This window comes from Oscillatoria nigro-viridis PCC 7112, from assembly GCF_000317475.1.
GTDB lineage: Bacteria > Cyanobacteriota > Cyanobacteriia > Cyanobacteriales > Microcoleaceae > Microcoleus > Microcoleus nigroviridis.
This window is the reverse complement of the sequence record NC_019729.1, coordinates 615,204-637,840: the sequence shown is the minus strand read 5'-3', so window position 1 is coordinate 637,840 and position 22,637 is coordinate 615,204. Positions and strand designations below refer to the sequence as shown.

18 protein-coding genes and 1 tRNA gene are annotated in these 22,637 nt (G+C 46.9%); 7 read left to right on the top strand and 12 right to left on the bottom strand.

The features are described 5' to 3' along the window. The first annotated feature begins 182 nt into the window (after positions 1-182). Together OSC7112_RS02815 and OSC7112_RS02810 are read left to right on the top strand one after the other, a co-directional pair. The gene (locus tag OSC7112_RS02815; RefSeq protein ID WP_015174472.1) at positions 183-1,370 is read left to right on the top strand and encodes a glycosyltransferase family 4 protein; all 1,188 of its coding nucleotides are present in this window, start codon (positions 183-185) and stop codon (positions 1,368-1,370) included. Positions 1,371-1,570: 200 nt separating this feature from the next. Continuing rightward, on the top strand, positions 1,571-2,815 hold the full coding sequence (locus tag OSC7112_RS02810; protein WP_015174471.1) for an MFS transporter: 1,245 nt from the start codon (positions 1,571-1,573) through the stop codon (positions 2,813-2,815). A gap of 149 nt (positions 2,816-2,964) precedes the next feature. On the opposite strand, the gene OSC7112_RS02805 is transcribed toward OSC7112_RS02810, so the two are convergent. Continuing rightward, a tRNA-Arg gene (locus OSC7112_RS02805) sits at positions 2,965-3,038 on the bottom strand. Positions 3,039-3,116: 78 nt separating this feature from the next. Here OSC7112_RS02805 and moaC point away from each other — a divergent pair. From moaC to OSC7112_RS02790, 3 genes are all read left to right on the top strand, one after another. Then, complete coding sequence (gene moaC, locus OSC7112_RS02800) at positions 3,117-3,638, top strand: cyclic pyranopterin monophosphate synthase MoaC (RefSeq protein ID WP_015174470.1); 522 nt, start codon at positions 3,117-3,119, stop codon at positions 3,636-3,638. 88 nt (positions 3,639-3,726) lie between these two features. Then, a complete protein-coding gene (locus OSC7112_RS02795; protein WP_006633890.1) occupies positions 3,727-3,984 on the top strand; it encodes a 2TM domain-containing protein in 258 nt (85 codons plus the stop codon). A 64-nt stretch (positions 3,985-4,048) separates the two neighbouring features. Further along, positions 4,049-4,351 carry a DUF3181 family protein gene (locus OSC7112_RS02790; RefSeq protein WP_006633891.1) on the top strand — a complete coding sequence of 101 codons (303 nt, stop codon included), beginning with the start codon at positions 4,049-4,051 and terminating at the stop codon, positions 4,349-4,351. Between the two features lie 76 nt (positions 4,352-4,427). Here the strand turns inward: OSC7112_RS02790 and murJ are convergent, their stop codons facing one another. Further along, positions 4,428-6,041, bottom strand: a complete 1,614-nt coding sequence (murJ, locus tag OSC7112_RS02785; protein WP_015174469.1) for a murein biosynthesis integral membrane protein MurJ — start codon at positions 6,039-6,041, stop codon at positions 4,428-4,430. A gap of 444 nt (positions 6,042-6,485) precedes the next feature. On the opposite strand from murJ, the gene sfsA reads away from it, so the two are divergent. Further along, positions 6,486-7,220 (top strand): DNA/RNA nuclease SfsA, encoded by a 735-nt coding sequence (gene sfsA, locus OSC7112_RS02780; protein WP_015174467.1) that lies wholly within the window; start codon positions 6,486-6,488, stop codon positions 7,218-7,220. Between the two features lie 9 nt (positions 7,221-7,229). On the opposite strand, the gene OSC7112_RS02775 is transcribed toward sfsA, so the two are convergent. Together OSC7112_RS02775 and OSC7112_RS02770 are read right to left on the bottom strand one after the other, a co-directional pair. Beyond that, the gene (locus OSC7112_RS02775) at positions 7,230-7,457 is read right to left on the bottom strand and encodes a hypothetical protein (protein WP_015174466.1); all 228 of its coding nucleotides are present in this window, start codon (positions 7,455-7,457) and stop codon (positions 7,230-7,232) included. 99 nt (positions 7,458-7,556) lie between these two features. After that, positions 7,557-8,834 carry a S8 family serine peptidase gene (locus OSC7112_RS02770; RefSeq protein ID WP_015174465.1) on the bottom strand — a complete coding sequence of 426 codons (1,278 nt, stop codon included), beginning with the start codon at positions 8,832-8,834 and terminating at the stop codon, positions 7,557-7,559. 173 nt (positions 8,835-9,007) lie between these two features. On the opposite strand from OSC7112_RS02770, the gene OSC7112_RS02760 reads away from it, so the two are divergent. Then, positions 9,008-10,074 (top strand): ISKra4 family transposase gene (locus OSC7112_RS02760; RefSeq protein WP_150111641.1). Its coding sequence is split into 2 segments (ribosomal slippage): positions 9,008-9,176 and positions 9,176-10,074, totalling 1,068 coding nucleotides; the frame shifts between segments, so codons are not numbered across the junction. Positions 10,075-10,129: 55 nt separating this feature from the next. Here the strand turns inward: OSC7112_RS02760 and OSC7112_RS36820 are convergent. The 8 genes from OSC7112_RS36820 to OSC7112_RS02715 form a co-directional block, all read right to left on the bottom strand. Further along, positions 10,130-10,540 (bottom strand): hypothetical protein, encoded by a 411-nt coding sequence (locus OSC7112_RS36820; RefSeq protein ID WP_015174464.1) that lies wholly within the window; start codon positions 10,538-10,540, stop codon positions 10,130-10,132. A gap of 239 nt (positions 10,541-10,779) precedes the next feature. After that, positions 10,780-11,127: a DUF1036 domain-containing protein gene (locus OSC7112_RS02750; protein ID WP_015174463.1), complete on the bottom strand. Its 348-nt coding sequence runs from the start codon at positions 11,125-11,127 to the stop codon at positions 10,780-10,782. 41 nt (positions 11,128-11,168) lie between these two features. Next, a complete protein-coding gene (locus tag OSC7112_RS02745) occupies positions 11,169-11,549 on the bottom strand; it encodes a hypothetical protein (RefSeq protein WP_015174462.1) in 381 nt (126 codons plus the stop codon). A 250-nt stretch (positions 11,550-11,799) separates the two neighbouring features. Then, a complete protein-coding gene (locus OSC7112_RS02740; RefSeq protein WP_015174461.1) occupies positions 11,800-12,348 on the bottom strand; it encodes a hypothetical protein in 549 nt (182 codons plus the stop codon). A 57-nt stretch (positions 12,349-12,405) separates the two neighbouring features. Next, the gene (locus OSC7112_RS02735; protein ID WP_015174460.1) at positions 12,406-13,116 is read right to left on the bottom strand and encodes a response regulator transcription factor; all 711 of its coding nucleotides are present in this window, start codon (positions 13,114-13,116) and stop codon (positions 12,406-12,408) included. Between the two features lie 479 nt (positions 13,117-13,595). Further along, entirely contained in the window at positions 13,596-14,063 is a 468-nt protein-coding gene (locus tag OSC7112_RS02730) for a PEP-CTERM sorting domain-containing protein (protein ID WP_051041467.1), read from the bottom strand. Between the two features lie 19 nt (positions 14,064-14,082). Next, a complete protein-coding gene (locus tag OSC7112_RS02725; protein ID WP_015174458.1) occupies positions 14,083-17,376 on the bottom strand; it encodes a DUF4347 domain-containing protein in 3,294 nt (1,097 codons plus the stop codon). A gap of 774 nt (positions 17,377-18,150) precedes the next feature. Further along, a complete protein-coding gene (locus OSC7112_RS02715) occupies positions 18,151-21,822 on the bottom strand; it encodes a DUF4347 domain-containing protein (RefSeq protein ID WP_041622874.1) in 3,672 nt (1,223 codons plus the stop codon). Positions 21,823-22,637: the final 815 nt, after the last annotated feature.

Below are 22,637 nucleotides of genomic sequence, written 5' to 3'. Positions count from 1 at the left end.
GTAATGGCGATCGAGCAATTTCATGCAAAAACCTGGTTTAGTCATGATTTTCTGTCTTTGTTGCTGCCAAAAGTCAGGCATTGGGCATCAACTTACGATGACTCAAATTTGAGGGCTGTCATTTTACAATAAATCTGTTAATCCTAAACATTAAGTTATATAAATTATTTGGAGGGAGAAAGATGAAAATTTTGGTATTGGCATGGGAGTTTCCTCCCAGAATCGTAGGCGGTATCGCCCGCCACGTATCGGAACTATATCCAGAATTGGTGAAGCTGGGACACGAAATTCACTTAATTACAGTAGAGTTCGGCCACGCGCCGATGTACGAAGTGGTGGAAGGAATACGTGTGCATCGGGTGGTTGTGGGGCATGCCAGGGACTTTTTTCACTGGGTGGCGAACCTCAACCAAAGCATGGGCCACCAAGGCGGGAAACTGATGCTTGAGGAAGGCCCTTTTGATATCATCCACGCTCACGATTGGTTAGTGGGAGATGCGGCGATCGCCCTCAAGCATACCTTTAAAGTACCGCTAATTGCCACCATCCACGCCACCGAATACGGGCGCTTCAACGGCATTCACAATGAAGGGCAGCGCTACATTCACGCCAAGGAAAACGACCTCGCTTACAACGCTTGGCGAGTAATTGTTTGCAGTGATTATATGCGGCGGGAAGCCGAACGGGTACTATCGACTCCTTGGAACAAAATAGAGGTAATTTACAACGGAATTAGACCTGATAAAAAGCCCAGGTGGCACGAATTTGACGCGATGGATTTCCGCCGCAGGTTTGCTGCTGATGATGAGAAAATTGTCTATTATGTAGGAAGAATTAGCTATGAAAAAGGCATTAGTGTATTTCTCAATGCTGCACCTAAAGTAATTTGGGAAATGGGGGGGGAAGCGAAAATTGTAATTGTTGGCGGCGGCAATACAGACCATCTCAAACATTTAGCTTGGGATTTAGGAATTTGGAATAAGTGTTATTTTACTGGGTTCATGTTTGAGGAACATCTCGACAAATTCCAGACGGTGGCTGACTGCGCGGTTTTCCCCAGTCTTTACGAACCTTTTGGGATTGTAGCGTTAGAAAGCTTTGCTGCAAGAGTGCCTGTGGTGGTTTCGGATGCGGGCGGACTTCCAGAGGTGGTGCTGCACACTAAAACTGGCGTTGTTACTGAGGCAAACAATCGGGATTCTTTGGCTTGGGGAATTTTGGAGGTTTTGAAAAATCCGGGTTACGCGCAGTGGTTGGTTGACAATGCTTATGAGGATTTGGAACGTCGGTTTAGTTGGCCGAAGTTGGCGATGGAAACCGAGTGGGTTTATGAACGGGTGGTGGAGGAAAGGGCTGAGGTTGATTGGTAAAAATGCTCTTTTTTGAGAGTTGAGAGTTGACAGTTGACGGTTGACGGTTAAAAGTTGACAGTTGACAGTTGACGGTTGACGGTTGACAGTGAGTCGAATATCAACTTTTTTGGTGCAAATCTTAAGAATTTGTAACACAATGATAGAGACACTCGAACTTACTTTGAGCGCACTCGGAAGATTTAAAGGGAATTAGCATCTTGAATATTTTTAGGGACATCGATCCCCAACCCAGACGCAGCTTACTGATTTTATTCACCGCAGGCCTGCTATTCTGGTCGAGTTTGGCTTCGCTGCTGCCAACTTTGCCCCTGTACGTTCAATTTGTGGGCGGCACAAAACAGCAAATTGGCTTTGTGATGGGTGCATTTGCGATCGGACTTTTGCTATCGAGGCCGCAGTTAGGTAAAATAGCCGACAGCAGGGGTCGAAAACAAGTTTTGCTTCTAGGTGCGTCAGTCGCTGCGATCGCCCCTTTGGGCTACCTGTTAGCTCAATCTATCCCCTTACTGTTACTTATTCGCGTTTTTCACGGCATTAGTATCGCCGCTTTTACTACAGCTTACAGCGCTTTGGTAACAGATTTGTCGCCGCCAGGAAAGCGGGGCGAATTAATCGGTTACATGAGCTTGGTGAATCCTATTGGTCTAGCAGTTGGGCCCGCTATTGGCGGATTTGTGCAAGCTTGGGTTGGTTATACTCCTTTGTTTGCGATGTCGGCGGTTTTCGCTGCAACGGCTGTATTTTTCACCTGCAAAATTGCGGAACCTAATTTTGCAGGTTTAACAAAATCGGACTCCCTATCTGAGGACAAAAATAGCCAAAAATACTGGGAAATGCTCTGGAATCCGAGAGTGCGGATTCCGGCTTTAGTGTTATTGGTGGTTGGTTTAGTATTTGGAACTTTGAGCACTTTTATGCCTTTGTTTATCCAAGAAACTAAGGCTAATTTGAATCCTGGATTATTTTATTCTACCGCGGCTATCGCCAGTTTCGGCATACGGTTGGTCACGGGGCGGGCTTCGGACAAATACGGTCGCGGCTTGTTTATTTCTGGCGGCTTAATCTGTTATGCCGTATCTATGTTATTGTTGTATTTTGCTAGCAACAGCAGTGCTTTTTTAATAGCAGCTTTGGTTGAAGGTTGCGCGGGCGGTACGGTTATGCCGATGATGGTAACGCTGATGTCGGACAGGTGCGAACCTCATGAAAGGGGCCGCTTGTTTTCGCTTTGTATTGGCGGATTTGATTTGGGGATTGCGATGGCTGGGCCGACTTTAGGCTTTGTGGCTGAACAAGTTGGCTACAGAAATATGTTTGGTTTGGCGGCTGGACTCGCTGGCATGGCTTTGCTGGTTTTTATTACTCAGTCTAGCAAGGGCTTGTCTAATTCGATGAAATTTGCGATCGGTCGAGGCAAAGATATTTATGCTTTGAATCGATGAGTTAGCATAACAACAGGCTTTCGGGCCTGTTGCACAAAGAGTGAGGTTGATTGTAAAATACTAATTAAAAAAGTTATGAGCCTTGAATGCTGAGTTGAATTAATTTCTTAATTCAAAACTCAAAACTCAAAATTCATAACTTTTAGTAGTGGGCTTGGAGGGATTCGAACCCCCGACCTCATGGTTCGTAGCCATGCACTCTATCCAACTAAGCTACAAGCCCCTGTTGAGTTGAGATTTAATCTAAAATTGATTAAGTTCTTTTCTCACAGAATCTAACATTAACACCATTACCAAAATAATGCAAGACCTTTCGCAAACTTTTTCTAAATTGCCCGATGCGGCACAGCTAACTCACCTCGACAACAGCGGGGAAGCCCAAATGGTGGACGTTTCAGCGAAGGTGCCGACTGTGCGGCAAGCTGTGGCTGCGGGTCGGGTGCGGATGTTGCCGGAGACTTTTGCGGCGATTGAAGCGGGGAATGCGCCGAAAGGTGATGTGTTGGGTACTGCAAGGCTGGCTGGAATTATGGCGGCGAAACAGACTGCACATTTGATTCCTCTGTGTCACCCTCTGCCGCTGAGTAGCGTGGAGGTGCAGGTAATGCCGGATGCTGGGTTGCCGGGGTATCAAATTCGGGCGACGGTGAAAATTAAGGCGGAAACAGGGGTGGAAATGGAGGCGCTGACGGCGGTTTCGGTGGCGGCGCTGACTTTGTACGATATGGCCAAAGGATTGGAAAAGTCGATCGCCATTGAATCGATTCGACTGGTGAGTAAAAGTGGCGGCAAGTCTGGAGACTATGAAAATGTAGAGGCATAAGTTTCATGCCGAAAGAGGGATGCAGCATTCAAAAAGCTGCACTTATGATTAAAATAGGCACTGAACTACTAATTTCAAGTGAAAAACTATGCCTCCTCGTTGGCCCCGCAAACCCGATCGCAACGATCCAGAGTACCGTCGGTTAGATGACAGGATGAATTTTGCTATCCACGTCGGTCTTTTTTCTGCTACCAATTCAGGTTTGTGGTTTGTTCACAATTTGCAAAAGGCTGATTGGCCTTGGGCAATTTCGGTAACGGGTGGATGGGCTCTAGTAGTTTTGGCCCACGCGATTTACCATTTTGCGATCGCCGATTATTCGCCCCTCACCAAAGATTCTGGCTGAAGGCAGTTGTCGGCGATTTGTTAAGTCTTTTGATGGATAACAAATAACTTTTGGCTTTTTTGATATGGCTAATACTACACAGGCGATCGAATCCTTAGCAGCCGAAATCGGCGAAAATGTCTACATTGACATTGCCAAGTGGCATTTGTATCTCAATGACGCCCACCTGCATACCGTTGTTGCCCAACAACTTTATTCAATGCTGGAAGATGGCAATTTAGATGCTGACAAAGTTGGACAAGTTTTGCAAGGAATTCCAGTCAAATTGGGCGGCGGCAAGCGGGAAGTGCCGCTGGCAGATTTGATTCCGATGCAGTGTCAAGTTCAGTTGATGGATGTGCTTGAAGAATTTCAGCGGAAGATGTAGTAAAGGGCGGGTTTTGTACGCAGATTGTGGGTTTTGTGCCTGGTAGTTCGCCCTTAACCCGCCCCGATAATTTTATTTATTTGCGAAAACGCCCCCGAATGCGATCGACAAACATATCAACTTCCGGCAACTTCATCTGACTGACAAACAGGGCAAAAACTCCTAACCCTACAAAACTTGCCACACTCAACTGCACTAATTGAATTACCAAACCTTCAGTACCCAAAACTCTTTGACAGGCTTGCAGAGTAGCCAAGGTAACGAAAGCAGTTAAACAACTGCCAGAAGTCAACCCCAGAAAAGGCAAACTCCACTCCCCCCAAGGCAGGCCGCCCAGCTTTTTATCTAATAAGTACAAAAGCATAACCATCGAAATAAGATTCACTCCCACCGTCGCCAAAACTAATCCGGGCGCGCCAAAAGCTCCTACTAACAAATAATCCAGCAGTCCGTTCAAAAAGATATTGATAATACTGACGCGAAAAGGAGTTTCTCCGTCTCCCAAAGCGTAAAATACCCGTACCACAACGTCGCGACCCAAATACACAAACATTCCTATACTGTAAGCCATCAAGATCGGCGTGACAAACTCCGAGGCTGACCGATCGAAAGCATAGCGTTCGTAAACCACGCGGACGATCGGCCCGGCAAGTGTTGCCATTAAAGCGCTCAGCGGCAGCATTGTCAGGGCAGTCAAAATTAAAGATTGACGAATTCTATCTTTTAATTCCGGCCAATCTTTTGGTTCGGTGAGGCGAGAAAATATCGGCAAAAATGGCACTAAAATTACATTAGAAATGATGCCTAAAGGCGTCATAACTAACAAGCCGCTGTAACCCATCGCAGAGGCAGCTTGAGGGATGTAGGATGCAAAAAATAGGTCAGTATAGACATTAATTTGCAGCATTCCTGATGATAAGGTAGCAGGAACCATCACCTTAATTACTTCTTGCACTCCCGGCCGTTTAAAATTAAACCGCAAGCGCAATGTTCCCAAGCCGGCGCGCCACTGCGCCACCAGTTGCACCAACCACTGCAAAACTGCACCCGCTAAAGTTCCCCAAGCTAACACTAAGCCGCCAATTAATGCGTATTCCGGCTGAATAATTTTGTCTCCGAGTTGCAGTGCCAGAATCCCCAAACCGCCGACAAGTGCAACGCTGGAAAATAAAGGACTAATCGAAGGCAACCAGTACATATCGGCGGCGTTGAGAGTACCGAAACCAATGCCGATTAAGCCTGAAAGTAAGGCCATCGGCGCCATAATCCGAAATTGCTGGACGGCAATTGCTTTAATTTGTAAACCTTCTACTGTTCTATTTAATCCAGGTGCCACCAAATCTATCAGCGGATCGGCAAAAATAATTAAAGCGATCGTCACCAACAGCAACAAGCCCCCGACTAAGGTGGTGATAGTCTCGACTAAGGGCGCTGCTTCTTTTTTATCCCGGCGGGCTAAAACACTGACTATGGCGCTGTGAAATGGCCCGTTAATCCCTCCCAGCAAAATAAATAAGAAACCAGGGATGACGTAGGCGTAGTTGTAGGCATCGACGGCGACGCCGACTCCAAAGGCTGCGGCGATCGCAATTTGGCGCACCAATCCAAAGACTTTGCTAATTAGAGTGGCGACTGCCACAATGCCGGCAATCCCTGCGAGGGAACGAGAGGGCTTCTGTAATTGGGACACAAATGGTTACAAACGCTAATGCTAAAAGGATTCACTTATTTTAATCGCGAATCGGGAGAATCATATCATAAAACTTCTAGGGGGAATTGCGCTTATACCAATTTTATCGATCTTACTGACTTGCGTAAATTCAATAATAGATCGGGACTATTCGTCCTAACTACCAACCGCCGTCTCGTGCTATCATGCGTTAATCTCAAATCTCAAACCTACAATTTACAATCTAAAAGTGATAAAACAAATGAGTTGGTAAAAGCCGAGAAATAACATATAGTTGATAACTGATGACTGATTGTGTGACTTCCCAGACTTATTTCAAAACTTCGGAACCAGGTATTCGGTTAGAGGTAAAATCGCCAATCGCCAATCAAAAATCGCCAATCATCAAAAACCGCCCATCTAAAATTGCAAATCTAAAATCTAAAATCTAAAATCTAAAATCGAATGACTGGCTTAATTTACAAATATCCTCCTCTTTTACCCGGAATTCTCATCAAACGTTACAAGCGATTTTTTGCCGAAATTGAACTAGATTCGGGAGAAATAATCACGGCGCACTGTCCGAATACTGGCCCGATGACTGGTGTTTACATTCCGGGCAATCCAGTGCTAGTATCTCCCAGCGACAATCCTAAACGCAAGTTAGCTTATACTTGGGAATTAATTAAAGTTTGCGACACTGTGCCAACTTGGGTGGGAGTTAATACTGGGCTGCCAAATCGAGTAGTTAAATTAGCTTTGGAATTGAAATTGTTTCCCGAGTTGGGCAATTACAGTTTAATTCAACCGGAGGTTGTTTACGGCACCGATCAAAAAAGTAGAGTGGATTTTTGGCTAACTGGTGAGGAAAAACCGATTTTTCTGGAAGTGAAAAATACAACTTGGGTAAAAGAGGAGTTGGCTCTATTTCCGGATACAGTGACGGAGAGGGGACAGAAACATTTGCGGGAATTGATGGAAGTGGTGCGACAGGGTTCGAGGGCTGTAATGCTGTATTTTATCAATCGCGGAGATTGTACTGATTTTGCTCCGGGGGATAGTGCCGATCGCCTTTACGGAGAATTGTTCAGACAGGCTATGAGTGAAGGTGTCGAAGTTTTGCCTTGCCGGTTTGACGTGACGCCAGAAGGCATTCGCTATTTGGGGTTAGCAAAACTGGATCTACTAACCCCTAAATGATTGATTAGTTTAAATTGCCCGCATTTGTCGATCGATCTCGACACTAGCCACGCCCGGTACGCTCTTTAGTTCTTCTAGCTTCGACTGAGAAACTTCTCCAGTAACGATACCAATCACAGGCAGCACCTGCTCCACTTTCATTCCCGCCGATTCTAAGGCAGCGACAATCGATGGAATTACCGATATGTTTCGATCGTCAACAGTTACTATGATGTGCTGTACTTGTTCGTCAGACATATTTAGCATCCTTTGGAGTAAATCCATTGCGCTATTGTAAATTGTCTTCAGTTAGATCCCCGCAGGCTTAAAGTGCTGCGGGGATTTGGGTATTCTGCATTACGGAGCTTGTACTAAACCGCTTCCGACACGAGTATTCGGCAACGGTAGCGCCATAGCATAGGAAGTCAGCAATTGCCAAAGTTCAGCACCTCGTTTACCAGTCGATTCGGCATACAGGGCCGCGATGCCAGCTACGTGAGGTGTAGCCATGCTAGTGCCGTTCCAGGCATCATAACGACCTTTATCCACAGGCAGTGATGAGTATACTTTCACTCCAGGAGCGGCGATATCGACTTTAGTTCCTCGAACTAGGTCAGAGGTAGCCGAGAAGTCAGGCACTTGGACGCAGTTATCGACGGCTGCAACAGCCATAATCGAGAGGCTATTGGCTGGTTGTCCAACGGTTCTGGTTGGTCCGTGGTTGCCTGCGGCTGCCACGATCAGACACCCATTTTGCAGTGCCCGACGGCCGACTGTTTCGTAAGCAGTAGAGGGGTTTGGATTGGTGTTTCCTAATGACATCGAGATCACTTGACACCCGTTGGCGATCGCCCATTCCATCCCAGCCAGAATCCATGTACCAGCGCCACTACCGGCATTGCTCAACACTTTACCGACATAAATGGTCGATTTGTGAGCGATCCCGTACCTGCGGCCGTTCTGATCTTTGAACCCGCAGGCTGTCCCGATGCAGTGGGTACCGTGACCGAACCCATCTTGTACGTCCTCCCCAGGCACGAAAGATTGCGACACGATCGATCGACCCGCGAAGTCGGGATGTTGGAGATCCATCCCCGTATCCAGCACCGCAACTTTCATTCCACTACCAGTCAACAGAGAGTTCATCACCTTCGTTGCCTTCAGACCCCAAGTAGACTCGCTATCATCAGAAAAACATTGTTGGGCTCTGATTTCTGCTGCTTCTGTAGTAGTGGCTTTCTCGTACAGGTTATTCACCGCATCGCGATAGGCCCGCAGGTAGTCTGCCGACAAACCATCGCCAATGGCGTAGAAAGTGCGCTCTGGTTCGATCGCCAGAATAGCCGAATCCTCTCCCGCTGAGGTCATGATGCTGCTGAAACCCCCTTCGTCTAACGAGACGACGGCAACGCCGAGAGTGGGAAACACCGCTCCCCCTGCTGCTGCAATTTGGCTCAAGTCTAGAGCAGAGTCGGGGAAATCGGCAGCATTTGCCAGTCCTCTGATACCAGTTTGGTCGCTCAGGAGGTCTAATCCTTCTGTCACTGCATCTTCGCGGAAAGTAATAATGTAACGCCCTGTTGTTTCATCGGCTTGGGCAGTTGCTGGGAGGGGAAAACTAGGTTGTTCAGACATAAATACCTCTGATTTAGAGTTGGATAATGCGTTGAGTGCGATAATAGATTTATTGAATTCCAAGGCTGTGACTTGTGAGGAAACAGGGGTGCATCTCACTTTTGCGAATGTGTCAAAAAAGAGTTAAAATGAAAAAGCTAGTAAAATCGTCAAATAAAGATGAGGTAAATAAAATGACACCCTCAGACCAACAACAACTAAAAGCCCACTTAAAAGCGGTAGCAAAAATTCTTTACAGAAATACAGAGCCAACTGAGTTAAAAACTTTTGAAAGTATAGAAAAAGCAGTCCGTCAGAAAATGTTATCAGAGGTTGGTCCAGAAATAGGTAGCTTTTTTTTTCAGCAGTATCAGGAATTCAAACAGGAAAACCCCGAAAAATAAAATCAATAATCGGATCGCTCGACATTACAGATAATCAGGCAAAATATTTTGGCTTAAAAGCTTACAGTCAATTTAGTCCCCTGATGGAAAATTGCTGTCTTTTAATCAGTGCTAACGAATCTTATCAAATGGCAGAAAAAGATTTGGAAAAATTTACTGGGATCAAAATTTCTCACAGTACATTACAAAGATTAGTCAAAAGACAAGAATTGGAATTGCCTACATCTCAACAAGGAGTCAAAGAAATTACATTGGATGGCGGTAAAGTCAGACTACGCAACGCAACCAAGGGCGAGAGCTGTTACTGGAAAGACTATAAAGCCGTGTGTTTAGATAATATTTATGCGGGAGCGTTTTTTCAAAATAATCAAGATTTAATTGATTGGACTAATAGCCAAAAATTACTACATCCTATGTATTGCCTCGGAGATGGCCATGCCGGAATTTGGAACATATTTAAAGAAATTGGAGACAATGAACAAAGACAAGAAATCTTAGATTGGTATCATCTGAAAGAAAATCTCTACAAGGTAGGGGGTTCAATAAAACGATTGAAATTAGCCGAAAATATGTTATGGCAAGGCAAAGTTGATGAAGTTATAAATTTATTTAAAGACTTTAAAGGTCAAGCATTTAAAACGTTTTGCAATTATTTAGATACCCATCGCTGCCGAATAGTAAATTACCAATACTACAAAGAAGAATCCATAAGTTCGATTGGTTCTGGAACAGTGGAATCAACAATAAAACGCATTGGATTAAGGGTAAAAATATCGGGAGCGCAATGGAATATTGAGAACGTTTCCTCTATGCTTGCTCTTCGCTGTGCTTATCTCAACGGTCAACTTTCAATTTGATGTATGTGCCAAAGTGAGATGCACCCGGAAACAGCCTTGTATTTAATCCGTGCTTCTAAGGGTTGAATACGAAATAGTCAACATAGAGCCGAATCGGGCTTCCCCACTCGATGTTGACCCAAATACTTACAACACCGTTGCTAGGGGCAACGTTATGGACTGTATATCGAGCAGCACCGATAAACTTTCCAGCAGCGGGAGCAGGAGGTACACCTTCACCAATAGCAACGAAGACGAGAGAGTTGGGTGCGATCAAGCCCCAATTGAGAGGCAAGATGTGCTGTCCATTGAGGTTTCCCCAGTCATGGCGATAACGGTAGCCATTACCGAAAAATGCTGCGGCCGAAGCTCCTTCTTGAGACATACCAAATTGACGCACCTCTTCAAGGTTAGCCTCTTGGTTTTTCTGAGTTGTTGGAAGCTGTAGCATCGAAGTCGATGCCGGAAATTCTGTTGTAGAAGACATAGTTTATTTCCTTGTTGTTGAACAACGTTAATGGGAAGTAGTTTCTAGCTATCTGCTGAAGCTAGATAACTGCTTTCGATCTAATAATCATCCAAATTTATTGGGAGAACAATACGACGATCCGCGTATAGGATGAGGAAGATATTGCAACTACTTACGTAACTGTTACGATTCCTGTTGGGATTGATTTGTCAAGTTAAATTTAGAATAAAAATTTAACTTGACAACGCCACTCAGATTTATGCTGTCAAATTCAGCGTGAAATTGTCGTAACTGTTAATATCAAGCAACCGGAAGCCGACATTAGTTGCTTGGCTGCTGCTTGTCCACTCACACCAGTCAAATGCTTGTGGAGGGACAGGCCTCACGTAAGGCCCTGACCAATTTGCTCCGTTATCAGCCTCGGCATAGTAGCAGTAGTAGCGATTCAGACTACGCAAACTCCCCCCATACACCACTTTGCATTCGCCAGGATTGAGCCGCCACCAACCTTTTTTTGCCCAATTCCCACCATCGGGGCAGTTGGGACGATAGTACATAATAGCTACCCAAACACCATGTGTATACTTGTTGCAAATTGTGAGCATATTCCACCTCTTACAATGAGTAATTGTCAATGAATACGGTTCTATGTCCCTTTGGTAGAACGGGTAAATTCCGGTAAAACTTCTTTGTTTTTCACAGAGAACATCGATGATGCACGTAGGGTGTGAAGCAATGTTTGATTTTCGATGCCCGGTTTAGCATCTGATTGACCTTCGCGAGCTGTCGCATCTTGTTTCAGGACACCGACATCAACAAAATCGACTGTTGCATCTTCTTGGCTTTTTTGAGGTAAAACTTCTTTGTTTTCCACTGAGAAGATTGATGATGCGCGTAGCGTATGAAGCAAGGTTTCAGTTTCGATACCCGGTTTAGCATCTGATTGACCTTCGCGAACTGCCTCATCCTGTTTCTGAACACCGACATCGACAAAATCGACCGTTGCGTCTACATTATTGGTTTCCATTTTTACCTCCGTAGTGGAATTTTTTGGGGAACAGGTTACAGACTCCCTATAGCGTTCGATCTAATAATCATCAAAATTTATTTCGAGAGCAATACGACGATCCGCGTATAGAATTATGAAGACAGTGCAACAAATTTTGCCTGTTTTTGGCATAGCTTTTTCTCACAAGACTGTGGCGTGCAAAATCCGGCCGGAAACCCCAGCGCCAAACCTTGCGTTTATGGCGTGGGGTTTCCGGTGAAGCAGCTAGTTACAAACAGATAATCGTGCCGCTCTTAGAAACACACTTCCAATTCGTGAAAGGAGTCGTCCGATAACAAGCCTGTGCTTTATAAGTCAGACAGTTACCTTGCAAACACACTTCAATTGATGCCTTCGCTAACAGGATATTGCCTTGAAGCGTCTGGCACTTATTGAGACCTATATTGGCACAGGCTACCTCAAGTCCTGCCAGTTTCAGGCAGACTTTAAAACCATCGCTCACTTTGGAATAACAAATTGCGATCGGTCCAATGATGCTAAAGCAACCGGAGAGGGCTTCATGAAGCTCTAAAGTGGCTGCCATCTGCTCATTTGCTCTCGTAACTTGCGTCATACCTTCTGGACTAACCAAGGTGGCTAGTCCTTCCCCATCTAGGAATTCCAACGGATCGTGGTCGAGTTCTATCAATTCATGGTTTGCCATAATCTTGCCGCCTTCATTTAGGTTTGAGTTGTTGTCAATTAGACTCTTCAGGCAAACAGCAACTACGGTGACGCTGTTTGCTTTCTTTGTGTATGCTGTAATTTTCTTCAACATCAACTCGGGCAACAATACGACGATCTGCGTATAGGATTATGAAGAGATTGCAACAAATTACTTGGGCAGCAGCCCCAACTTTTCCAGAGCAACCATCACAGCAGCCGTCCGGGTTTGTACGCTTAGTTTCTCGTAAAGATGCTCCAGATGTTTTCGGACTGTTCCTTCGCTGCAACCGAGCACTTTAGCGATTCCTGCATTGCTTTTATCTTTGGTAATCCAGAAAAGAACCTCTGCCTCGCGTTTGGTGAGTCCTAGCGATTCCAGGGTCGAAATAGAGAATGATTGCAGTTCTTCTTCCTCCAACAGCAAGAGATATTGCTCTCCAATGGGATCGGGAATCAGACGGACGATCAACTGTCTGCCTGCTTGTTGAATGTACAATGGTAAACAGCTAGATGGAATATTGCCGTTGAATGTGAGTCGCGATATCTGTTGCTTGAACCAATGTTGTAATAGTTCTGGCAATGAGTGTGGGGCGCGGGATAAAAAATACTGATTCAACAGTTGTTCGGCGCGTTGAGTCATGAATTGCACCTGCCCTGCAATCTCCACAACTATCGCCCCTACCCGATCCAAGATTTGCTTGACTAATACCTTAATGAAATTATCTGACTCTTTGTTAGTGCGATCGCCTAAAACTTCGATAGTATAATGGTGATAGCAATTATCGTAAGTTTTGACCTCAGCTTTTGCTGCTGGGAATTTATCAATACCTTCAGATGTCAAAATAATTGCGCGCTGACGCTTTGGTGTCTGTGAATTCATGGGAAGTATCTCCATTGGCATACAGAGTGAGAATGGCGAAACCAGATACCCTTGCGGTGGGGGTATCTAGCTCATTTCACTCTTGTTGATGTCTACAACTGTAGAAATGCACTCTGCGATTTTTTGACAGTCCCTGATTTAAATTGTTTTTCTTAAGTAATCACTAACTAATAACACTCGCTAGCTGTTAGTTACCAGTCGCATAATCGAGTGACTTGCATAAATTTTATTTTTGTGTTAAAGGCAGTAGAGGATATTGTATAGATGAGCGAGCTGCGAAAACTAAAGTGACAGTCAATCGATTTTAGATTTTATATTTTAGATTTTAGATTGAAGAAAGCGACCCCACGGATTTATGCGGGGGCTTGTACCCTGGTTATTTTCGGTCAGAACAAAATTTTACTATTAAATCGGCAAAATATAAATTTCTACATGGGAGGCGATCGCGCTTTTTGGAAAAACGCGATCGCTTGCAACACCTAGCCCTGTAAAAAACCCTTAGCTAGGCGTTTCTTAATTTTGACTGCCAACAACCCCAATCCAGCAACAATTGTGGCAGCAATGCTGCTGGGTTCCGGCACGGCTTCGGCAATACTGAGAGAATTGATGCCCAAAGCGCGTGAAGCGAAGCTATCCCGTTCCCCGCAGGGGTTCCCGAAGGGTAGGGAATCGCCCTCCAAACTGCTATAGACGAGTCGCGAAATGTTAGCAGCATCGCTGCGAACTCCGAGAAATTGCGCTGAATTATCCAGGGCTAATGAGGAGGTTCCTTGGGTTGAAAAACTGCCTAACAAATTATTATTACTGTCAAAGGCCCAGATCGATGCAGTGAATAAAAAAGTATCATCTACCGCTATTTGCGTCCCGGCAGCCGCTACCGGGCGATCGAAGGTAATCGTCAGCGGGCCAGGGTTTCCTGCTGCTGGCGGCGGGGCTGGTATAGACAAACCGGATTTAGTATAATAACTACAGAGTAATGAAATCGCTAGCGCTGAGAATACCCGGGGTAATATTGTTAAGCTTCGCCAACAATTGATTGGTGTCCGTCACAGTAATCAAAGTCTGATTGTTGCTGGAAGTAATACTGAGTTGATTAAAACTCAAACCAGAATTCAACCCAATTAAATCCTCTCCCTTATGGAAATCATTAATGATGTCGCTACCCACACTTTGATTGAGGAAAAACACATCATTTCCCGAACCACCAGTCAAAGTATCGTCCCCAACATCCCCGGAAAGGAAATCGGCACCGCTGCCACCGCTGAGAATATCATTACCTTTTCCGCCATAAAGCGTATCGTTACCGATGTCGCCGCAAAGCACATCGTTTTCATTGCCGCCCAACAGCAAGTCGTTGCCCTCACCGCCATCGAGACTGTCGTTTTCTTTGCCGCCGTACAGGGTATCATTTCCCAATAAGCCAAAAATCAGGTCTGCACCTTCATTGCCAAAGGCAATATCGTTGCCATTTCCAGCATTAATTGTGTCATTTCCTAAGTTGCCTAAAATGTAGTCGTCTCCATCTTCACCCAGCAAGATATCGTCATCTTTGCCGCCGAAAATGCTGTCGTTGCCAACACCGCCGGCAACTGTATCATTGCCTAAATCTCCCCTCAACAAGTCGTCGCCCTCACCACCAACCACAGTGTCATTATCCTTGCCAGCGTAGATGGTATCGTTGCCAGCGCCGCCAGAGATGAAATCGCTGCCTTCATTGCCGAAGAGTGAGTCGTTATCTGCGCCGCCGTCAATGTTGTCATTGCCGCCCATGCCGTAGAGAGTATCGTTGCCGGCAAGTCCGTTAATTGACTCGTTGATGACACCGCCCATGATGAAATCGGTACCCTCGCCGCCGTTGATAGTTTGTTGGACGGGGTTGGGGGTGATGGTGGCAGAGTTTAATTCCGGGGCGCTGACTGCATCGAATAAGCAATCATCTGCAATCGGTGTTGGAGTTGGAGTGGGCGCGGGCGCGGGCGTGGGCGCGGGCGTGGGAGTGGGAGTCGGAGTCGGAGTGGGAGTGGGAGTTGGAGTCGGAGTCGGAGTGGGAGTCGGCGTGGGAGTCGGAGTTGGAGTCGGAGTCGGCGTGGGAGTCGGAGTCGGAGTCGGAGTCGGCGTGGGAGTCGGAGTCGGCGTGGGAGTCGGAGTCGGAGTCGGAGTCGGCGTGACTGTAGGGTTAAATTCATAAGCGCCAATATCAACGATCGCACTTCCGTTATTATCACCATCTTGAGGGCGACTCACACCGCGCTGATCTGTCGCCGGCGCGCCCGCACCAGTACCCGTATCAATTGCCGGACTTCCTATCAGCAGGGGCAGCACGAAAGCGCCGTTAATATTTTGCAAAGGGCCGAGTAAGGGGTCTGCGATCTTAATACTTGCCGTAACATTACTATCATTAGGATCTCCCACCGTCAGTTTAGCGGGAAATTGAAGATTGTTTCCCCCATCGATGAGTTCCCGTCCAGTGTGCTGCCTAGTTTTAAAAGAGTTACTTGCCGTATTCCTATCAAAAATCGAATTCTTGACAGTAATTGGCGATTTCACCGGATCGTTAAAATTAGCAATACCTCCCGAAAATTCAGCGGTATTTTTAGCAAAAGTCGAATTGACGATGTTAGTCGAAAATGAATCTCTGTTAGCGACAACCATTGCTCCGCCCTGCTTAGCAGCGCTGTTGCCGGAAAATGTACTGTTGACAATGCTGATATTTCCATTCCCTCCTGACCACAAACCGCCCCCATTATCTTCAGCTTGGTTATTAGCAAAAGTGGAGTTTGTTACAGTAAGATCCACATTACCGTGACGAATTGCGCCTCCAGAACCTCCAACTCCTGCTAGATCCTTAACAGCTTTATTGTTAACAAATGTGCTATTTTCCAAAACTATCTTATCTTGAAGATAGCCAAATAAAAATCCCGCTCCTCCTTCTCTGGCTCCGATATTGCCATCAAAAATGCTGTTGCGGATAGCAATAGTTCCGGCAACGGGGCCGGGGGTTGCATTCGGCCCCGAAGCATTAGCGCCATCGACGTAAACTGCCCCGCCAACGCCTTTTTCTGTGCGGTTGCCTGTGAATTTAGAGTTTTCGATCGTCATGCTGCCCAACAGGTTATTAACAGCCCCGCCGTAGCTGCCTTTGTTGTTGGTAAAGTCGCTATCTCTGATAGTCAGAACACCGCCGCTTTTAGTGGCGATCGCGCCGCCACCGCGTTCGGTATTATCCGCTAGCGAACCGTCATTGCCGCTAAACTTGCTGTTAATTACAGTCGTCGTGCTGCGGAAACCCGTGTAAATGCCGCCACCAAAACCGGCCACATTATTATTGACTTGGCAATTTTCTAAAGTTAAAGTGCTGCTACCTCCTGTTTGAATGCCACCACCGGCGCTAGTTGCCTCATTATTCGGATCGGTTCCAGAAACTTTGCCGTTGGCAACAATCAGGTTTTTTAGAGTAACATTTGTTGCACCTTCTGTGCGGATTACCCGCGAAGCATTGTTGCCGCTGATGGTTAAATTCGCTGCACCAACTGCATCAATTGTCAAGTTTTTGTTGATGACAAGTTGACCGGAAGTGAGAGTAATTGTTTGGCTGGCAAGTGTGGAGGCAAATTCAATGGTATCGCCGGCTGCTGCGGAGGCGATCGCATCTCTCAATGAACCCGGCCCGCTATCATTACTGTTAGTAACGGTAATAGTTGCTAAAGTCCCTTGATAATCCGCCATTGCCTCTGGAGTCAAGGCTAGCGGTGCTTCAATATCACCCTTGGCAAATTCCAAATTCCAGTTACCACCGCGGCCAGTGCGATCGCTAGATGCCGCAATATCAGCCCCGGTTAACTCGCCCAGGCGATCGACAAAATCGCTTCCCGAACCCGCCGCAACATCGCAACCGTAAAGCACAATATCTGCTTTGTCGCTTAGCGCATTTCGCCACTGTTGCAACTGGCTTTCATATTGCGGTAAATTATCCGAATTCAAGGTTGCAGAACCTAGCTGCAAGCTGCCAGAATTGCCGTGAGAAAAAACGTGAACTTCGTCTACAGTTTCCCCCGCAGCAGAAATTGTTTGCAGTTTCGCAGTGATTTGCTCGACTCCGTTGCCATTTTTATCTAAAATGACGATCTCTGCACCGGGAAGCACGCCACCGGCAAGAGTTTGATAGTCATCTAAGTCGGAATCAATGAAGACAATAGATTTAGAACCAGCCTTGCGGAGAACAGATTGTGAATCCATGTTGGTGGCAAAAGTTGAACTCATTTCGCATACCCATCAGAATGTTTACTATTTGCTGGTAGATTCACCTTGAAAGCAGAAAGCTAGAGATGCAGAAGGCAGCAGGCAGAATTAAAACCTCGGCGATCTATCGGGAGATTAAAATTTAGAGAAAAAGTTTAATTTTATCCCTAAGTGAAATCCGACACTTGTCTCCCTAATCACCTTAAGCTGTGTTAAAATTGCGATTTTTTTTAGCCATTAACGGTAGCAGAGGATGTAATGTAAATATTCCGGCACTGGGAACCTCTCTATGTAGATTTGCCCTGCACAGCCTTAGCGAGATAAGTAGTGCATCAAACCATTTTAAAGCCTTGGTCAGGGAAAATTCCGAAAAGATTTTCTGGGACTCCGAATTACTGACAATTGCTCTAGCTAGTACCTGATACATTCACATTAGAGAAAACCAGGAAAATTGCTTCATAATTTGATTAATTTAACTTTTTTCTACCTCGCTAAAAGTTCCCAAAAATCTGAATTTTAGTGGTTGAGAAAGCTGGATTTATTCGGGCGCTGCGTATGGCTAGCCAGCTCAGGAGTGCAAGAGACGGATGTGCCTCATTCTAGGTGTGGGCGATCGGCAATAAACAAGATTTATTACCGATCGCTTTTGAAAAGAATCAGATCGAGCGATCCTCTTCGTTGGCGTAGCCCCCGGCGGGCTGCGCGAACGTCATCCACCAAATTTCAGGAGTTTGAGAGCTTTTTTCACCACTTCTAAGCGGGCTGGCTGCTGATGGCGCACCCTACCCCAGGCAGTTAGATTGTTACCTGAGTGAAATCGCTAGCAGTGAGAATACCGGGCGTAATACCGTTAAGCTTCGCCAACAATTGATTGGTGTCCGTCACAGTAATCAAAGTCTGATTGTTGCTGGAAGTAATACTGAGTTGATTAAAACTCAAACCAGAATTCAACCCAATTAAATCCTCTCCCTTATGGAAATCATTAATGATGTCGCTACCCACACTTTGATTGAGGAAAAACACATCATTTCCCGAACCACCAGTCAAAGTATCGTCCCCAACATCCCCGGAAAGGAAATCGGCACCGCTGCCACCGCTGAGAATATCATTACCTTTGCCAGCGTACAGGGTATCGTTACCGATGTCGCCGCAAAGCACATCATTTTCATTGCCGCCCAACAGCAAGTCGTTGCCCTCACCGCCATCGAGACTGTCGTTTTCTTTGCCGCCGTACAGGGTATCATTTCCCAATAAGCCAAAAATCAGGTCTGCACCTTCATTGCCAAAGGCAATATCGTTGCCGTTTCCAGCATTAATTGTGTCATTTCCTAAGTTTCCTAAAATGTAGTCGTCGCCATCTTCACCCAGCAAGATATCGTCATCTTTGCCGCCGAAAATGCTGTCGTTGCCAACGCCACCGGCAACTGTATCATTGCCTAAATCTCCCCTTAAAAAATCGCTGCCATCGGCGCCAACAAGAGTGTCATTATCTTTGCCGCCGTAGATGGTATCGTTGCCAGCGCCGCCAGAGATGAAATCGCTGCCTTCATTGCCGAAGAGTGAGTCGTTATCTGCGCCGCCGTCAATGTTGTCATTGCCGCCCATGCCGTAGAGAGTATCGTTGCCGGCAAGTCCGTTAATTGACTCGTTGATGACACTGCCCATGATGAAATCGCTATCCTCGCCGCCGTTGATAGTTTGTTGGACGGGGTTGGGGGTGATGGTGGCAGGATCTAGTTGCGGGGCGTTGAGGCTATGGAGTAGGCAATCATCTACGGCCGGAGTTGGAGTCGGCGCGGGAGTTGGTGTCGGCGCCGGAGTCGGCGCAGGTGTGGGAGTCGGTGCGGGAGTTGGTGTCGGCGCCGGAGTCGGCGCAGGTGTGGGAGTCGGTGCGGGTGTGGGTGTCGGAGTTGGAGTGGGTTCGGGCGTGGGTGTCGGAGTCGGCGCGGGCGTCGGAGTCGGCGCCGGAGTCGGCGCAGGTGTGGGAGTCGGTGCGGGTGTGGGTGTCGGAGTCTCAGTTGGAGTCGGCGCAGGTGTGGGAGTCGGTGCGGGTGTGGGTGTCGGAGTCTCAGTTGGAGTCGGCGCAGGTGTGGGAGTTGGCGCCGGAGTCGGTGCGGGAGTTGGAGTCGGCGCGGGCGTCGGTGTGGGAGTTGGAGTCGGTGCGGGAGTTGGAGTCGGCGCGGGCGTCGGTGTGGGAGTTGGAGTCGGCGCGGGAGTTGGAGTCGGCGCGGGCGTCGGTGTGGGAGTTGGAGTCGGTGCGGGAGTTGGAGTCGGCGCGGGCGTCGGTGTGGGAGTCGGAGTCGGCGCGGGAGTTGGAGTCGGTGCGGGAGTTGGAGTCGGCACCGGGACGACACTACCTCCCAATTCAAAAGAGCCGCTGTCCACGATCGCACCTGGAATGCTGTCGCCATCTTGAGGGCGAGTCACGCCGCGCTGATCCGTAGCGGGTGCGCCGGTGGCAATCCCTTTATCAATTGCCGGACTTCCTATCAGCAGCGGCCTGACTAAAGCGCCGTTGAGGTTTTGCAAAGGGCCGAGTAAGGGGTCTGCGATCGTCACACTTGTCGTCACCTTGGTATCGGTGTTAATCACCGGCCACTGAAAATTCCCTCCTAGATCGCTATATTGGGCGGTGACGTGTTGCTGAATGCCCCAAGGGTTTCCTCCGTTAGCCGCTGTATTGTTGGAAAGAATCGTGTTTTTGAGGGTGACATTATTGGCATCGGCGAAGATACCTCCACCAACCCAGCCTGCAGAATTATCGGCGATCGTCGTGTTGAGAATGGTTGTGGGTGCACCAAGAGTCATTGCACCGCCGAGTTTGTTGAAATCACCAACAGCAAACGCCGTGGAATTGCCAGAAAACGTACTGTTAGTAATCGTCGTAGGGGCATTTCGCATCCACAGCCCGCCACCTTGATTATTGGCTTTGTTGCCAGCAAAGGTGGTGTTGGCAATGGTCAATCCCTTGTTGGTGCTGTCGCTCAAAATCGTTACCCCACCACCATTTCCAGGATTTCCACCATTGGGGCTGCCTGTGAGCGCCATAACTTCGTTATTTTGGAAGGTGGTTTTTTCCAAAATTACATTGTCTTGGCTGCCGGTGAACAGATAAGCTGCGCCTCCTTCACCTTGACCTTTATTGTTCTGAAATACGCTATTGGTAATCTTGATTGTGCCGGAAGCTTCGCTCGGATTGCTGGCCCTGTCTGTGTAAATAGCGCCACCGTTACCCCTTAAACCAGGATTCTCTTGGCCTGTGGCGTAAGAGGCTGCGGTAGTGTCGTTGCCGATGAATCGGGAGTTGTCAATTGTCAGCTTACCTTGAAGGCTGTTAATTGCCCCGCCGTTAATTCCTTTGTTGTTGGTGAATTCGCTGTTGGTGACTGTAATAGTTTTGAAACTCAAAAAGCCGATCGCACCTGCACCGCGTTCATCGTTAGCTGCGGTGGCTGCGTTGCCGTTGAATTTACTGTTGGTAACAGTCAGGGTATTGTTGAAATTACCGAAAATTGCGCCGCCACCTTTATCGGCGACGTTGTTGTTGAACTGAACATTGTCTACTGTCAGGTTTACTTCGTCGGTTGTGCCGATCGCGCCACCTCGATCGGTAGTTTTGCCGTTAGTAATAATGAGGTTTTTGACAGCAAAAGTGGTAGCAGTCGCAACGTTGGCATTGACAAAAAAGGCGCGCGATGCGTTGTTGCCGCTGATGGTTAAACCGGGTGCAGCGGCGCCGTCAATGGTGATATTTTTGCCAACGGGAATATCGAGTTGACCGCTGGTGAGGGTAATAGTTTGGCTGGCTAAACCTGGAGCGAAGGTAATTGTATCGCCGGCAACAGCGGTGGCGATTGCGGCCCTTAATGAACCCGGCCCGCTATCGCTATTGTTGGTTACTGCGATCGTAGCTAAATCACCTTGGTAACTTGCCATAGCCTCTGGCTGCAAGGCTAAGGGAGTTTCAATTGGGCCCTTAGCAAATTCTAAATTCCAGTCGCCGTCACGGCCGGTTGTGTTGGTAGATGCCGCAACGTCAGCCCCGGTTAATTGACTGAATCGATCCACGAAATTAGCACCTGTACCGCTTGCTACATCGCAGCCGTACAGCATGATGTCTGCTTCTGGGGCTAGTGAAGTTTGCCACGAGTCCAACTGGCTTTTGTATTGCTCTATGTTATCTGAACCCAGAGCGGTATTGCCTAATTGTAGGCTGCCAGAACTGCCGTGAGAAATAATGTGAACCGAGTCTATCGCCCCCTTAGTAGAGGCGTATTTTTCCATCTCCGAGGTGATTTGTTCGATGCCGTTTTTGGTGCGATCGAGTATTACTACCTGCTGTCCCGGCAGCACTCCCGCTGTAATTGACTCGTAATCTTTCACGCCGGCGTCAATGAAGACTAAAGAGCGCACTGGCCGTTTTTCCAAAGAAGATTGTGAGTTAAATTGAGCGATCGTAGAACTCATATTGGATACTCCATTTAGGGCATTATTAGTAGATACACCCCGGAGTAATTTCATCAGGATTATTTGATTATACCTTAACACGAAATTGAGATATGGTGCACTTTTACGAATATTTTTAGGAATTTATTTTGACCCGCATTTCCCAGTTATCTATTTACCATAAGGGAAATTATGACCTCTACCGCTGGGAATATATCCAAACATTTATCTCGCCTCTTCAAATAAATCAATCTAGGTTGTACTAGCAAATTTTTGCGACATTATTTGGCTAACAGTAGCCTGATTTCAGGTAGTCGCAAATGGTGGAGGTAATTTCCCCCACAATAACTCCTCTTAATTATATTGAGTAGTTTTTATTTGATTGTGATATTTTACGTATAGGCACAAGGCACTACAGTTTACCTAGGTGTATTTCATCCAAGGTCAAACTGAATTATGTAGATTTTGAAGAATTATATATGCTTTGAAGCTGCTAGGTTTGCGATACACCCAAATACTGATTGCCAGGAGGTTTTGTCGCATTTACTAACAGTCAAAACGGTCTAATATTAAGTGGAACCCCTCGTTAGGAATCAATTGACTTATGGGCTGGTACGGACACTTTGAGGACTGTCCACCTCACTACAAACGTGATTCAAATGATTCAGCGCGAATTGATATGATTGCAGATTGAGTCAGCTCAAATCGTTGATTGCGATCGCGCCTGCCTCCCTAATTAAAACTGCATTCGGGCCCAGTCGCCCTCGGTACGTTCCATATCCTCCATTAAATCACCAGAAAACGAGCGAGAAGCCCCGGGCTACCGACATGGGGAG